The 14,363-nt window shown below is 59.8% G+C and carries 13 protein-coding genes; 9 read left to right on the top strand and 4 right to left on the bottom strand.

Going from position 1 to position 14,363, the window contains the following annotated elements; translation table 11 throughout:
• The first annotated feature begins 5 nt into the window (after window positions 1-5).
• Window positions 6-1,046: a GlxA family transcriptional regulator gene (locus AC13RE_RS11720; RefSeq protein WP_488563150.1), complete on the top strand. Its 1,041-nt coding sequence runs from the start codon at window positions 6-8 to the stop codon at window positions 1,044-1,046.
• A gap of 146 nt (window positions 1,047-1,192) precedes the next feature.
• Here the strand turns inward: AC13RE_RS11720 and AC13RE_RS11715 are convergent, their stop codons facing one another.
• Complete coding sequence (locus tag AC13RE_RS11715; RefSeq protein ID WP_488563040.1) at window positions 1,193-1,990, bottom strand: alpha/beta hydrolase; 798 nt, start codon at window positions 1,988-1,990, stop codon at window positions 1,193-1,195.
• A 323-nt stretch (window positions 1,991-2,313) separates the two neighbouring features.
• Here AC13RE_RS11715 and AC13RE_RS11710 point away from each other — a divergent pair, with 323 nt between their 5' ends.
• Window positions 2,314-2,904, top strand: a complete 591-nt coding sequence (locus AC13RE_RS11710; protein ID WP_488563039.1) for a TetR/AcrR family transcriptional regulator — start codon at window positions 2,314-2,316, stop codon at window positions 2,902-2,904.
• An 83-nt stretch (window positions 2,905-2,987) separates the two neighbouring features.
• On the opposite strand, the gene AC13RE_RS11705 is transcribed toward AC13RE_RS11710, so the two are convergent.
• Window positions 2,988-3,899: a LysR family transcriptional regulator gene (locus tag AC13RE_RS11705; protein WP_488563038.1), complete on the bottom strand. Its 912-nt coding sequence runs from the start codon at window positions 3,897-3,899 to the stop codon at window positions 2,988-2,990.
• Between the two features lie 112 nt (window positions 3,900-4,011).
• Here AC13RE_RS11705 and AC13RE_RS11700 point away from each other — a divergent pair, with 112 nt between their 5' ends.
• From AC13RE_RS11700 to AC13RE_RS11685, 4 genes are all read left to right on the top strand, one after another.
• Entirely contained in the window at window positions 4,012-4,644 is a 633-nt protein-coding gene (locus tag AC13RE_RS11700; protein WP_488563037.1) for a DsbA family protein, read from the top strand.
• A 65-nt stretch (window positions 4,645-4,709) separates the two neighbouring features.
• The gene (locus AC13RE_RS11695) at window positions 4,710-5,543 is read left to right on the top strand and encodes an MBL fold metallo-hydrolase (protein WP_488563149.1); all 834 of its coding nucleotides are present in this window, start codon (window positions 4,710-4,712) and stop codon (window positions 5,541-5,543) included.
• Window positions 5,544-5,789: 246 nt separating this feature from the next.
• Window positions 5,790-5,939 (top strand): nuclear transport factor 2 family protein, encoded by a 150-nt coding sequence (locus AC13RE_RS11690; protein WP_488563036.1) that lies wholly within the window; start codon window positions 5,790-5,792, stop codon window positions 5,937-5,939.
• A 181-nt stretch (window positions 5,940-6,120) separates the two neighbouring features.
• Window positions 6,121-7,674, top strand: coding sequence for a carboxylesterase/lipase family protein (locus AC13RE_RS11685; protein WP_488563035.1), 1,554 nt, complete (start codon window positions 6,121-6,123; stop codon window positions 7,672-7,674).
• Window positions 7,675-7,907: 233 nt separating this feature from the next.
• Here AC13RE_RS11685 and AC13RE_RS11680 read toward each other — a convergent pair whose 3' ends face one another.
• Complete coding sequence (locus AC13RE_RS11680; RefSeq protein ID WP_132721604.1) at window positions 7,908-8,411, bottom strand: MarR family transcriptional regulator; 504 nt, start codon at window positions 8,409-8,411, stop codon at window positions 7,908-7,910.
• Window positions 8,412-8,720: 309 nt separating this feature from the next.
• Here AC13RE_RS11680 and AC13RE_RS11675 point away from each other — a divergent pair, with 309 nt between their 5' ends.
• Complete coding sequence (locus AC13RE_RS11675) at window positions 8,721-9,560, top strand: p-hydroxycinnamoyl CoA hydratase/lyase (RefSeq protein ID WP_488563034.1); 840 nt, start codon at window positions 8,721-8,723, stop codon at window positions 9,558-9,560.
• 13 nt (window positions 9,561-9,573) lie between these two features.
• Window positions 9,574-11,730, top strand: a complete 2,157-nt coding sequence (locus AC13RE_RS11670; protein WP_488563033.1) for an acetate--CoA ligase family protein — start codon at window positions 9,574-9,576, stop codon at window positions 11,728-11,730.
• 29 nt (window positions 11,731-11,759) lie between these two features.
• On the opposite strand, the gene AC13RE_RS11665 is transcribed toward AC13RE_RS11670, so the two are convergent.
• Window positions 11,760-12,659: a helix-turn-helix transcriptional regulator gene (locus AC13RE_RS11665; RefSeq protein WP_488563032.1), complete on the bottom strand. Its 900-nt coding sequence runs from the start codon at window positions 12,657-12,659 to the stop codon at window positions 11,760-11,762.
• Between the two features lie 244 nt (window positions 12,660-12,903).
• On the opposite strand from AC13RE_RS11665, the gene AC13RE_RS11660 reads away from it, so the two are divergent.
• Window positions 12,904-14,355, top strand: coding sequence for an aldehyde dehydrogenase (locus tag AC13RE_RS11660; protein ID WP_488563031.1), 1,452 nt, complete (start codon window positions 12,904-12,906; stop codon window positions 14,353-14,355).
• Window positions 14,356-14,363: the final 8 nt, after the last annotated feature.

The raw sequence follows: 14,363 nt of genomic DNA, 5'->3' as shown, positions 1-14,363 counted from the left end.
ATTGCATGAAATCCGTTAAACAGGAGACTAAGCACGATCCCTTGAAGGTCGGCTTCATCCTCGCACGATCATTTACGCTTTCCGCTTTCGCTCTGTTCGTCGATACATTGAGATTGGCAAGCGATGAAGCCGACAAATCGGGCAGAGTGCTCGCCGACTGGCAGGTATTGGGGAGCACCCGGCATCTCATTACGTCGAGCTGCGGTGTTCAAGTGGCACCGACATCGGACTTTATCGACCCGAAGGAGTTCCACTACATCGTCGTGGTCGGCGGACTTCTGAACGCCGACATCACCATCGACCATCAGACTTCCGATTATCTGAAGAAGGCTGCAGCTGAGAAAATCCCGCTGATTGGGGTTTGCACCGGCACGTTCATTCTAGCGCGCCTCGGCTTGATGAAAACACACCAGACCTGCGTCAGCTGGCTGCATTATCAGGCCTACCGGGAGCAATTCCCCGAAAACCCCGTTCGCTCCGATCGCCTGTTCAATCTCGACCGGAGCCGCGGATCATGTGCTGGCGGAAGTAGCGCTGCCGATATGGCTGCCTTTCTCGTCAGACGGCACATCAGCCGGGATGCCGAACGAAACGCGCTTGAAGTGCTGCAGATCGAGCGCGCCCGATCCGGGCTGGATATTCAGCCGCGCAAGCCGCTGGCGATCGAATGCCAGGACCCACGCCTCAAGGCCGTGTTGATTACCATGGAGAGCCATATCGAGGATGTGGTGCCGACCGAAGATCTTGCCGCATCGGTCGGGCTGTCCCGGCGGCAGCTCGAACGTCTGTTCACCGAGGAAATGAAAACATCTCCTGGAGCGATTTACACGCGCATCCGCATGGAACGTGCAAGGCAACTGGTTCTCCAGACGAAGGCATCACTCATCGACATCGCTCTCGAGATCGGGTTTGACAGCGCTTCTCATTTTGCCAGGCTGTTTCGCAGGCAATTTGGGCAATCACCGACGGAGTTGCGCCGTTCACGTATCGCAAACGCAATGCCCGTGATTGTGGACGATTGTTCGGATGAAACTCAGCGAAGGTGATTCCGATAACAGGGTAACCCGCCGATAAGTAGCGGTGGTGTCGGCGACCGCAAGCGATATCCACCATCCGATTGGACCAGCGGTGAACTGGTGCCTTAGTCAAATGACGCGTGAACTCTTAGTGGGTCTGTCACCGAAATCGGCATTCACCTCGCCTCTCTTGCCGCCTTAGCGATCAAATCCGCGACAAAATAAGGATGGGAGATCATAGACATGTGGCTCGACTTGATAGTCGCAGTCTTGGCACCGATGTGTTTAGCAATCCATTCCTGCACAGGGGTCGGTAGAGCATTGTCTCCCTGCGTCACCAGATACCAGGTGGGCTTGTCTCGCCACGCGGCGTGGGTGATGCTTTCGCCGAATGCTTTTGCCGCCATCGGCTGTTGGGTCGCAGCAAGGACCGCAGCGCGTTTGCTGGAAACATCCCCTGCCATGACGTGAGCAAATACGGTTGGATCATCGAGCCAAATGAGACCATTCGCGTCCGGCAGGAGACCTTCCATGGGCGCATTGCGCTTCTTCAGTAATTCCGCGACGGATTCATTGCTATCCGGAGCGAGAGCCGAGAGATAAACGATACCCTTCACATTGGCAGCGTTCCCGGCTTCGGTCACAACCGCGCCTGCCCAAGAATGCCCCACCAGCAGAACATCGCCTTTCTGCCTTGCGAGAACCCGGCGCGTTGCCTCTACGTCGTTTGCCAGCGACGTCAAGGGATTCTGAACGGCCGTAACGTGATAACCTCGAGCCTGCAGCAGTCGGATGACATCGGACCAGATCCCCCCATCGGCGAAGGCTCCATGCACGAGGACAATGCTATTCACTCCCGGCGCCCTGTCAGCCGCCCATGCCGAAGCAGCAAGCAGCGTCGTGGTCGCGGTGAACGACAACGCCAAAAGCCGCGCGAGAACTGCAATTCGTCGCGATGGGAAGAAATTGAACATAGATAATACTCCGTAGCGATATCAATATTGAGGAGGCGTGCGCCTTCAAAGACGGAGCTAGGCCGCCTTCGTTTTCACGTGCCGGCCAGCGTCATTGGCGCCGAGTCACGACCTCACGCGGCTTGCAATGATGCCAATTCCAGGTGAGAGAACGTGCCGAAACCCTACCCTGTTTTCTGATGACCTTCTGGCGTGCTTGGACCATAATCAAAGCGGTTACTTTCATCTCCTGAATGAAGGCTCTATGTCCGTCTTGCCGCACGAATATTGTATTTCGATTGTTTTGTCCACATATGTACAAAACTAAAAAGTGAGCTCGAAAATTGGCACGACCAAGTAAGTTTGACCGCAATGAAGCGTTGGATATCGCCACGGAAATCATCCGACGAGGTGGCTACGAGCAAGCGTCCGTGAAGTCTCTGTCCGAGCGACTCGGCATTCCGCGATCAAGTTTCTACAACGCCTTCGGTTCGCGCGATGAGCTGTTTGCCGAAATCATCTCCCGATATGCAGCCACTGCGCCGGATGCACCACTATATCAGGAGGTGGAAGGACCTATCCTACCTCTTCTTCATGGTGTCCTGCGAAACATTTGCCGTATTCGTGCTGCTGATCCGGAGGGAAAAGGCTGCATCATCGTGAATTCGATTGCTGAACTCTGCCCATCAGAGGAGGGACCGGCGCCAATGCTGACCAGCTTGGCTACGAATTCAACGAAGCGGATAGCAGAGCTATTGGCAATAGCGCGGGAACAAGGCGAAATTGACAGCCGTGCAGATGTTCAAGCGCTGGCGCTTGCTCTGCAAAATCTAATGGTTGGGCTCAATGTCCTCTCTAAAGTCGTGCGGGACGAAAGCGACCTGTGGCTGCTGACGGAGACCACATTGCGGGGTTTAGGCCTGATTAGGACGTGAACCGTCTCGCAAATAGCTCCACACAGTCGGCGGTTGGTGAAAATCGCCGGAAGAGCTATGCCTGAGAGCCACCGAATATAGCATCAATCCCCTTGCCAATTTTGTTCATGATTGAGATGGACCGTCAGCATGTCCACGAAGGCGGTCACCTTCGGTGGGCGAAACCGAGCGGCTGGATAAACCGTGTGAATGCCGCCCGATGGCAAAGACCAATCGGGCAAGATTTGGACGAGAGCACCATCTTGCAGTGAGGCAGCCACCAGGAAGTCAGGCAGTACCGAAAGTCCACCTCCGGCTGCGGTCGCCGCAAGCACGGCGGGTGTTGCATTAATGGTCATTGATGGTCGCATACGGACGGTGCGGCGATCGAAGCCGGCTCGCGAGAAATGCCAGACCAACGGCTCGCGCAGGGCGCCGTTGGCGATAAACGACTGCTGGGCAAGATCCTCGGGGACATCGACCGAGAGCGTGCGAGCGAAGTTCGGCGAAGCAACGAGAAATTGTCGAAATGTGCCGATACAGCGCGCCTGCTGACTGGAATCCTCGAGCCAGCCGACCCGGATAGAAAGGTCCATCTGGTGGGTGATTAGGTCGATCCTGGCGTCCGACAAAACGAGGTCGATTGCGCATCCTGGATAGGTCCGGCAGAACTTCGCCACCAGCGGCGCAATGGTCGATGTGCCGAAGTCGTTCGGCGCGGCGATCCGCAGTTTCCCCAGAGGGCTTGCCGTGACCTCCGCGACTTCGCCGAAAGCATCCTCGGCTTCGCTCAAGATCAAGACGGCCCGCGCGTGCAGCAACCGCCCCGCTTCGGTCGGCTCAACTCGTCTGGTCGTCCGGAGAAGCAGACTGGTCCGCAAGTCTGCCTCCAGCCGAGCCACCTGTTGGCTGACAACGGTCTTGGTGATGCCCAGCCGCTCGGCGGCACGCGTGAAGGAGCCCGCGTCGACCACGGCGGCAAAATAGGCAAGTCGATTGAGATTGATCGTTCCCATGCTGCGGGCCGCTATTGTTAGCCTTTGGTGCACAGCCTGTATAATTAGTCGCTATATTCAACGCAATCCCGATCGCGTATCTCTGTTGCCAGCCACCCACGGGAAAATGGATATGCAGATCACCTACCTGTACGACCCCCTCTGCGGCTGGTGCTACGGTGCCGGCCCGACGCTTGAGAAGCTGTCGCAACTCGACGGCGTAACGCTTACACTGGCACCGACCGGGCTGTTCGCCGACGAGAGCTCGCGTCCGATGGACAAGCACTTTGCCGCCTATGCGTGGCAGAACGACCAGCGGATCGCCCAGTTGACCGGCCAACCTTTTTCAGACGCTTATCGCGAGCATGTGCTCGGCGCTGTTGGAAGTCTGTTCGACTCCGCGCCGGCCACACTCGGTCTAATTGCCGTTGGCATTACCGAGCCGGCGCGCGAGTTCGAAGCGCTGAAGGCCCTACAGCGCGTCCGCTATCAAGACGGCCGCAACAACGCCGACCTCAACGTCGTCGCTGAAACCTTAGCCGCGGCTGGCTTTATCGAGGCAGCCGAGCGGATTAAAGCTCCGGACGAAGCACTTCTTGCTTCCTACCGGAGCCGGATTTCGGCGGCGCACGCCGAAATGGCACGCTTCGGCGCCGACGGCGTCCCCGCCTTGATCGTCGACGGTGATGCGGGTCCGCGCCTGCTGCGCGCCAATGCGGTATTCGGTGCTTTCGACCTGCTGGCTGCGCAGTTGCGCGCTGCCTGACACGCGCAACTGCGGCTCGGCCTTTATCAGCCCAACAGAGTGACACTCGCTTCGCCACAGAGGAGATCGAAATGACCACGAAGACCTCATCCAAACTGAGCTGGAAGCATTTCCCCGCAGGCCAGGCAGGTTTCTTCCGTGCCCCCGTGCTGATCACCGGCCCGACCGAAGCGCTGCTGATCGACGGCGGCTTCACCTATTCGGATGGCCGCGCGCTAGCCGACGCGATCAAAGCGACAGGCAAGACGCTGACCACGATCTATGTGAGCCAATCCGACCCGGACTACTATTTCAGCCTCAAGCCGGTCCACGAAGCCTTCCCAAACGCCAAGGTGATCGCCGCCTCCGACACGATTGCCGCTATCAACGGCAACGTTGAGAAAAAGCTCGCCGTCTGGGGGCCGCAGTTGAAGGAGAACGGCCCGCAGACGCTGGCTGACGTCGTGTTGCCCGAGGCCTTCGACGGCCCGGCGTTAACAGTCGACGGAGAGACAGTTGAGATCATCACCGCCGAAGGGCTGGCCAACCGGCGCTATCTGCACGTTGCCGCGCTCGACGCTGTGTTTGGCGGCGTGCTGATCTTTTCTGGCGTTCATGTGTGGACGGCCGACACGCAGACGAAGGAAGCTTTTGCCGCCTGGCTCGCCAACCTCGACAGGATCGCCGCGCTGAAGCCGTCGGTCGTCGTGCCCGGCCATCTCGATCCGCAGGCGGCGACCGACCTCTCCGCCGTCGCTTACACCCGGGCTTATCTCCTCGCCTTCGAAGAGGAACTGGCCAAAGCCGCCGATGCCAACGCGCTGAAGGCCGCGATGGAAGCACGTTTCCCCGGACTAGGCATGGGGGTTGCACTCGATATCGGCTCAAAAGTGGCCAAAGGCGAGATGAAGTGGGGCTGACATGGCCCGCACTCTCGACCTGATCCGCGCTATTGATGAAGGCTTCGCGAGCAGAACGGTCCAATCCCGTGGCAGCCCTCCGGACGTGGAGTATATCGAGCCCGAAGGTTTGGCATATGCAGGAACTTATGCTGGAGTCCATGCGCTTATGGCGACAGTGTCGCTATCTTCGGCGTCTAATCCGGAACCTGCAGGCCGAAGCAGAAGGTAGAGTTCAAGCGCGTAATCGCCGAGGGCGCACTTGTCATGATCGAGGTCGTGCAGCCGAAGACCGAGGCTACGCCGGAGACCGCCATCGTCGACATGTTCCGCGTCGAGAACGGCAAGATTACCGAACACTGGGACGTTATCCAGGCGGTTCCGGACAATGCGGTCAACAAGCGTTCGATGTACTAAAGCGATTGCGCTATCGGCCGGTCGACAATGCCCGATGGTAGTGCGTTAAAATTTCAACGACCATCGCTTCGTCGGGGATGATGATAAGACGACAATAGCGATGTCAGGCGACGACCGGACTGACAACCCGCCGCGCCAAACCTGGAGTAGGTACTGCCTTGACCCAAATTGGGAGATCGAAATGCCCTTCCTTTTATCGCGCCGCGCCGTATTCGGCGCCGGCATGGCTTCGGTGCTCGCCTTGACGCTTCGCCCTACCACCTCGATGGCCGCCATCGGCCAGCCCGTGGTCACGCTGCGCTCCGGTCGCATACGCGGAACGAGTATGGACGGCGTATCATCGTTCAAGCGAATTCCGTATGCCGCCAATCCGTTCCTGGCGGCGACCCGCTTTCAAGCACCGAGGCCGGTCGTGCCCTGGGATGGCATCCACGATGCTTCCGCCTTTGGCCCGCCGCCGCCGCAGCCGAGCCGCGATCCGAAGCCCGTGCTGTTTGGCGGCCCGGACGACCTGACGCTGAACATATGGACGCCGGACCCGAATGCCAAGGAGTTGCCGGTCATGGTGTGGATACCCGGCGGCGCCTTCGTCCGCGCCGATGCTGGCGAACCTGTCTATGACGGCACGCGCTTTGCGAAAGATGGGATTGTCGTTGTAACGGTCAATTATCGTGTGGGCGTCGACGGCTTCATGGCGATAGAGGGCGCGCCGGCAAACCGAGGTCTTCTCGACCAGATAGCGGCACTAAACTGGGTGCAAGACAACATTGCGGCCTTTGGCGGCGATGCGGCCAACGTCACTTTGTTCGGCCAGTCGGCTGGCGCGGAAAGTGTTGCCATCCTTCTTGCCTCACCGAAGACCAAGGGACTTTTCAGCCGCGCTATTCTGCAGAGCCCGCCCATGCAGTCGATGACCGGCGACGATGCCGCGCGATTGGCTGAGGTCTTCGCCAAAGGGCTCGGCGTCGCACCCACGGTCGCCGGGCTCGCCGGAGTGCCATTTGACACACTGATCGCGGCTGGCCCCGGCCTGGAGGAGGAACTCAAGGACCGCGCCAAATGGGGTAGGTTGTCGCTCGGTGGCACTGCCTTTCTGCCCGTGATCGACGGAGACGTACTCAGCGCCTCGCCGATCGACATGCTGGCGCTTGGGCCGAAGCCGGATTGCCCTGTCATCGTCGGCAGCACCGACGAGGAAGCTCGCATTTACATGGTCCCTGGCGGCGCCCTCGACCATATCACCCAAGAGGTGGTCGATCAGTTCGTGGCAGATCTGAATCTTCCTACCAATTCGATCGACGTCTATCGAGCTGCCTCATCAAATCCCAGTCCGGGCGAAGTTTATACAGCCCTCCAATCTGACTATACCTTCCGGATGGCTGCACTTCGAATTGCCGAGCTGAGGAGTGGTAACCGAAAGACTTGGCACTATAATTTCTCTTGGAAGTCGCCTGGATTTGGTGGTCGTCTGGGTGCTGCGCATTTTGTCGATGTGCCATTCAGCTTCAACGCTCTCACCTCAGGTCAAGCCAAGACATTCATCGGTGATGCGCCACCCTTGTCTCTGGCTGAAGCGATGCATAGTGCATGGGTTTCTTTCGCCAAGACGGGTGATCCCGGCTGGCCGGTATACGACCTTACGACCAGGGAGACGAGGCGCTTTGACGCGACATCTTCTTTGGTTGCCGATCCGGAGAAGGCGACACGCACCCTATGGAAGGATGTTGTACTCTGACGTCAAGCTGTCGATCGGCCCGGAAGCAACGCTTCGTCAAGAGGCAACCCTATCAAGGCGATCTAAGTAAACGTCCCCCGGGCTGATCGTCCGTCGGACGGCGTTGGTACCTTCGCATCCATTGTCCGCTGGAACACCGAGCGAAAGCTTGCCGCATGGCTGGAGGCTGCCAGGGACAACCAGATCATTCGGCGGGAGCGTTGAAAAGGACCTCGACGTGCCAGAACCGGATATTATGGTTTCAGTCCATCAACCGAGGTCTGGAGCTCCAGGTTATCATCGCGCAAGGCTCCTTCGCCCTCTTGCCGGATACTTCGTAGGACTTCCAATGCTGCATCCCGCAGCTCGGGCGCGAAAAGGCGAAGAAATCGCGCCTCGTGCGCGTCGATGATGGCATGTACCGTCTCCACCCTCTCCATACCGGTCCTCGTGAGGCGAAGAGCCTGCGATCGACCACCTAGCGGAACCCGGTCGACAAGCCCGGCTTTGGTCAGCCCGAACATCAAGGGAACCATGTTGGCGCGCTGAATGCCGAGGCTACGTCCAAGATCGCTCTGGGTGCAGCCGGGATTGGCATCGATCAGCGTCAGAATGGAAGCTTCTACCGGCCTGAGTTCGATTGCCTGAAGCCTTGAGCCCAGGTCGGCCATCATCACATTGGACGCCCTCCTCAGCTGATAGCCAAGCAAGGTCTCTAACGGGTCGCTCAACTTCGATGTACGGGCGTCGATATCCATAATCCGGCTATAATGCTATTGCGCATAACAATCAAATGATGCTATGAGACATAACATTACCGACGAGGAGGTCACATGCCGGTATTAGAGGAACTTCTTTTAGATATCTGCAGATACGCCGCGATCCGTCGATCAACGATCGCAACAGCTTTCTGCACATTCGCACCAGCCGGCGCAAAGCGCCTCATCTTGGATTTCACTGCGGCTCGCCAGGCTCTGGTGAGGCTTTACCCAATTCAACGCAGGTCACGACTTTGCGGCCGGTTCCCTTTTTGAGGTGCAGGCCCAAACGGCAAGAAGGACAACATCATGACAACAGAACATCCCGAAAAAGATACCGTCGCCTTTGTCGTTGAAGCCGGCATCGCCTGGGTCAGCTTCAACCGCCCGGAGAAACGCAATGCCATGAGCCCCACGCTCAATCGACGCATGATGGAGGTTCTGGACGAACTCGAGTTTCGGGCCGATGTCGGTGTGCTGGTTCTGTCCGGTGAGGGTACGGCCTGGTCAGCAGGTATGGATCTCAAGGAGTATTTCCGCGAGACCGAGGCTCACGGTCTACAGGGTACGCGAAAGGCACAGCGTGAGAGCTATGGCTGGTGGCGCCGGTTGCGCTGGTATCAAAAACCGACCATCGCCATGGTGAACGGCTGGTGCTTCGGCGGGGGTTATGGACCTCTTTTCGCCTGCGACCTCGCCTTTGCCGCCGATGAAGCCAAATTCGGACTGAGCGAAATCAACTGGGGCATCCTGCCCGGCGGTGGCGCCGCCAAGGTGGCGACCGAACTCACATCCTTCCGCAACGCCATGTACCACGCGCTGACCGGCGAGAACATCGGCGGCAAGAAGGCGGCCGAATGGGGCTTCGTCAACGAGTCCCTGCCGCTTGCGCAGTTGAAGGCGCGCGTGACCGATGTCGCCAATATCCTGCTGCAGAAGAACCCCGTCGCGCTCAAAGCCACCAAGGATGCCATTCGCCGCGTGCGGGAGATGACCTACGACAATGCGGAGGACTACCTCGTCCGCGCCCAGGAAGCGGCCAACAGTTATGATAACGAGGGACGCAAGGAAGGTATCAAGCAGTTCATCGACGACAAGACCTATAAACCCGGGCTGGGTGCCTATGACAAATCCAAGCACCAGGCCTGAGGAGCGCCCCACCATGACGGTCGAGACCACCAGTGCACCCCCATCGGCTCTTCCCAGCGGTTCGATGGAACGGCTGCTGCGTCCGAGATCGGTGGCGATCGTCGGCGCCTCCGACAAGCCCGGCGCGCTTGGCGCTTCGGTATTGTCCAATCTCGACCGCAGCGGCTATGCCGGTGCCATTCATCTGATCAACCCCAAACGAACCGAGATCGGCGACCGGCCCTGCCTCGCCTCGATAGATGACTTGCCGGACGGGGTGGATGCGGCCGTTCTTGCCGTGCCGCGGGCTGCCGTGCTTCCCTCAATCGAGGCGCTTGCCCGCCGACGTGTCGGTGCGGCGGTGATCTTTTCGGCGGGCTTTGCCGAGGGCGGTGAGGAAGGATTGGCCGATCAACGTGAGATCACCCGCATAGCGACCGAAGTGGGAATGGTGATCGAGGGGCCGAACTGCCTCGGCATGGTCAACCATGTTGATCGCATCCCCCTCACCTTCATCGAAACCGCGTCAGAGGCACTAGGCGCCCGGGCGGGCATTGCTATCGTGTCGCAGAGTGGTGCCATGGCTGCCGTCCTCGGCGTCACCTTCGCCAGCCGCGATCTCGGCCTCTCCTATTCCATTTCGACCGGCAACGAAGCCGCAAGTGGCGTCGAAGACTATGTGGAGTTTCTGGTGGAGGATACCTCCACGAGGGTCATCGCGATGATCGTCGAGCAGTTTCGCAAGCCCGCCCGTTTCCTTGCCGCGGCGCACAAAGTACATGCGAAGGGAAAGCGTATCGTCCTTCTTCATCCCGGACGGAGCAGTGCGGCGCGTGAATCCGCCGCAACCCACACCGGCGCCATGGCCGGTGACTATCAGGTCATGCGCACCAAAGTCGCAAGTGCCGGCGTTATTCTGGTCGAGACGCTTGAGGAACTTGGTGACGTCGCCGAGATCGCTCTGCGATGCCCGGTACTCCGGGCCGGAGGCCCGGCAGTGCTTGGCGAATCCGGCGCGTTCAAGGCGCTGACGCTCGATCTGTGTGAGGAGCTTGGGCTGGATCTTCTTCCCATTAACGATCAGACCGCGCCAGCGCTGCGCACCGTCCTGCCGCCCTTCGTCGCCGTAAGCAATCCGCTGGATCTAACCGCACAGGGCCTCGTGGAGCCGGACCTTTACCACCGAACGCTCACCGCCCTCTTCGACGATACCCGTTTCGCCAGCATTGTCGCCTGCATTATCCAGACCGACCCTGTCACCTCGGCCATCAAGCTGCCGCCGATCCTGAAAGCAGTGCAAGAGCACAAGCCGGCGAAACCGCTGATCTTTGCCGGACTCGACGAGGGTGCCCCTATCCCGGCCGATTATATCGCGCAGTTGCGCGCGCTCGGCATCGTGTATTTCCCGTCGACCGAACGGGCCTTCCGGGCGCTGAAACGCATAGACGCATTCGCGGCTCGCGACATTGCCACCCGCACGGCAGCTCCGGTCGCGATTACCGGCCTCCCCTCGCAGGGAGGTCTCATTCCCGAATATCGAGCCAAGCAAATCCTGGCGCCACTCGGAATTCCCTTTCCTGAAGGCCGCCTGGTGACAACCCTTGAGCAAGCTCTCGCGGCAGCTGACGCGATCGGGTATCCGGTGGTGCTGAAGGCGCAATCCCCCGATCTCAGCCACAAGAGCGATGCGGGTGGCGTCGTTATCGGATTGGCGGACGCAACCAGCCTCAAGGAGGGCTGGGCCAAGCTGCATGCCGATGTCGCGCGCCATCGCCCGGGTCTCACTCTGGACGGCGTGCTAATCGAAGCCATGGGCAAACGCGGCATCGAGCTGATCATCGGCGCCCGCAACGATCCGGATTGGGGACCTGTGATCCTCGCGGGCTTCGGCGGCATTACGGCGGAGATTCTCGGGGACGTCCGCATTCTGACACCCGATCTGCCTTATGACGCTATCGTTCGCGAGCTACATCGGCTGAAGAATGCGCCGTTGCTGCGCGGATTTCGTGGCTCGCCGCCGCTCGACGTGAATGCCGCCGCCCGCATCATCGCCACACTCAGCCAGCTGTTGCTGGCCGAACCGACGATCCGGGAAATAGACCTCAATCCGGTCGTGATCTATCCCGACGGCGAAGGTGTTGCGGCGCTGGATGCCTTGATGCTGACGGCATCCAGGCCCACCCACGCCTGAGCTGCAGGGCCTGCCTGTCCGAAATCTGATCACGGCCAGTCCGAATAGCCCGACGAGAGCATGTCGCTGCGCGCGATTTCCGCCTTCCTGGCAAAATCGCGGTAGCTTGCGGGTGAAAATCCGGTCTTTCTCTTGAAGAAATGACTGAAATAGGTGGGATCCCGAAATCCAAGACTGTCCGAAATCTCCTGGACGGTTCTGGCTGAGCGTTCCAGCCTCAGCTTCGCCTCCTGGACGACGCGTTCATGCAGGAGCTGTACGGGAGAGCGCGAGAGCGCATTGCTGCATATGGAATGCAAGCGATCGGTGGTGACGCCGAGCTCCCGCGCATAATCGCTGATCGGCCGGTGCTGCCGGAACCAGATCTCCACCAATTGCCGGTACCGCTGCAGGATCGAGGCGCCGCCTCCACGGCCGCGCTGCTCGGCCGCCTCACTGCCGCCGGTGCGCCACACCGTCATGAGGATCAGCCGCAAATAGGCGGAGATGACCATCCAAGAGGCGCGAGAGGGATCGCCGAGCTCCCGCACGAAGCCCGCCACTAGCGGCTGCGTCTCTTCGACGGCATGCGGCTTCGGTTCGTCCGTCAGCCAGGGCCGCTCGCTGAAAGTCCGCAGCGCATAGGATTCCGCCTGGTCGCCGATCGCGTCCACCATGATCTGTGGCGACGCGCCGATCAGGAAGCCTGCGGCGCCCGCAGCCATTTGGAGCTCGCACCGTGCCTGCGGTGGCAGATAAGCGAGCGCCGGTCCTTGTAGCGATCGTTGCTCCTCCGGCTCGAACAACAAGACAGCCCTTCCAGACTGCAGCAGAAACAGATGGTGAAAATCGGCATAGATGCCTTTTTGGAAACGAATCGTCCGGTGCGACAGCGATGGCTCTCGCCACTCGCCGTGTGCATGGTGATGGATACCACCATCGGAAACCATGAAGCTCTCCTCCTGCCGGCATCGCGATATTGTCGCCGGGAATGCCAAATAATTACAACATTAACCCAGAAAAACACATTCCTTCCCAATTGCAATGGCGTAATCTCATCTCATGAGCCTCTGGGAGGAGGACTCCACACAACAGATCCCGATTGCGAGGCCCTATCCTGGCCGCGCGTGTCTGTGCGCGCCTTCTCCCGTTGATGTGCTTGAAGGAAGACCGGCGAAGGATTGGACGATCGCGATGTTTATGGCAAAGCTTCTGATCAATGACGAGACGGTCGATGCGTCAGATGCATCCACTTTCGAATGCCTTGATCCGGCGACCGGAGATGTCGCGACCATCGCGCCGGCGGCTTCGGTATCGGACGCAGCGCGGGCGGCCAATGCCGCGGCTGCTGCCTTTCCCGCATGGTCGGAACTGAGACCGGGTGAACGCCGCGTCATGCTCAATCGGGCAGCAGACGTTCTACTTGCGCGATCGGCGGATTTCGTAGCGGCGATGATTGCAGAGACCGGGGCAACCGCCCTCTGGGCCAGGATCAATTGCGATCTTGCCGTCGACATATTGCGCGAGGCGGCCTCGATGACCACGCAGATCGCAGGTGAGATCATCCCCTCTGGCATTCCCGGCAACGTCTCCATGGCGATGCGCCAGCCCGCCGGCGTCTGCGTCGGCATCGCACCCTGGAACGCGCCGATCATCCTTGGCGTGCGGGCGATCGCCATGCCGCTTGCCTGCGGCAACACGGTCGTGCTCAAGGCTTCCGAACTCTGCCCGAAGACCCATTGCCTGATCGGGGAGGTCATGCGCGAGGCGGGCTTTCCGCCGGGTGTGATCAATGTCGTCACCAATGCTCCCAAGGATGCCGCCACCGTCGTCGAGGCCCTGATCGCCCATCCAGCGGTGCGGCGGATCAACTTCACCGGCTCGACGCGCGTCGGGCGGATCATTGCCGAGACATCGGCGAGATATCTGAAGCGCTGCCTGCTCGAGCTCGGCGGCAAGGCGCCCTTCATCGTGCTCGCCGATGCCGATATCGACGAGGCGGTCCGCGCCGCCGCCTTCGGCGCCTTCATGAACCAGGGCCAGATCTGCATGTCGACGGAACGCATTATCCTGCTTGAGGAGATCGCTGACGAATTCGTCGAGAAATTCAAGGCGAAGGCCGCAACGCTCGTGGCCGGAGATCCAAGTCAAGGAAATACGCCGCTTGGAACCATGATCAACGCCGAAGCGGTGCGGCGGATCAGGGCGCTCGTTGACGATGCCCTGCAGAAGGGAGCGGTCGTCGTCTGCGGTGGGCATGCGAACGGCATGCTGGTGGATGCGACCGTTGTCGATCATGTGACGCCCGCCATGCGCCTCTATCGGGAGGAAAGCTTTGGACCGCTGGCGGCGATCATCCGCGTCGACACTGTCGAGGAGGCCATCACTATCGCCAACGACAACGAGTACGGACTGTCCTCGGCGGTGTTCGGCCGCGACATCAACCAGGCGCTGGCCGTTGCAAAACGTATCGAGGCCGGCATCTGCCACATCAACGAGGCGACGGTTTCCGATGAGCCGCAAATGCCCTTCGGCGGGGTCAAGTCGAGCGGTTATGGCCGGTTCGGCGGTAAGGCGGCAATCGACGAATTCATGGAACTGCGCTGGATCACGCTTGCTTCGGGCAGGCGTGACTATCCGATCTGAGTTTTGGA

The sequence above is a fragment of the Martinezella sp. CNPSo 3959 genome (assembly GCF_057784355.1).
Note: the sequence above shows the minus strand (reverse complement) of the source record. Positions and strands in the feature narration are given on the sequence as shown.

Excerpts from the sequence above, each read along its gene's own strand:
- AC13RE_RS11720 (WP_488563150.1), top strand. The coding sequence starts at position 6 with ATGAAATCCGTTAAACAGGAGACTAAGCACGATCCCTTGAAGGTCGGC.
- AC13RE_RS11715 (WP_488563040.1), bottom strand. The coding sequence starts at position 1,990 with ATGTTCAATTTCTTCCCATCGCGACGAATTGCAGTTCTCGCGCGGCTT.
- AC13RE_RS11705 (WP_488563038.1), bottom strand. The coding sequence starts at position 3,899 with ATGGGAACGATCAATCTCAATCGACTTGCCTATTTTGCCGCCGTGGTC.
- AC13RE_RS11700 (WP_488563037.1), top strand. The coding sequence starts at position 4,012 with ATGCAGATCACCTACCTGTACGACCCCCTCTGCGGCTGGTGCTACGGT.
- AC13RE_RS11690 (WP_488563036.1), top strand. The coding sequence starts at position 5,790 with ATGATCGAGGTCGTGCAGCCGAAGACCGAGGCTACGCCGGAGACCGCC.
- AC13RE_RS11685 (WP_488563035.1), top strand. The coding sequence starts at position 6,121 with ATGCCCTTCCTTTTATCGCGCCGCGCCGTATTCGGCGCCGGCATGGCT.
- AC13RE_RS11680 (WP_132721604.1), bottom strand. The coding sequence starts at position 8,411 with ATGGATATCGACGCCCGTACATCGAAGTTGAGCGACCCGTTAGAGACC.
- AC13RE_RS11675 (WP_488563034.1), top strand. The coding sequence starts at position 8,721 with ATGACAACAGAACATCCCGAAAAAGATACCGTCGCCTTTGTCGTTGAA.
- AC13RE_RS11670 (WP_488563033.1), top strand. The coding sequence starts at position 9,574 with ATGACGGTCGAGACCACCAGTGCACCCCCATCGGCTCTTCCCAGCGGT.
- AC13RE_RS11665 (WP_488563032.1), bottom strand. The coding sequence starts at position 12,659 with ATGGTTTCCGATGGTGGTATCCATCACCATGCACACGGCGAGTGGCGA.
- AC13RE_RS11660 (WP_488563031.1), top strand. The coding sequence starts at position 12,904 with ATGTTTATGGCAAAGCTTCTGATCAATGACGAGACGGTCGATGCGTCA.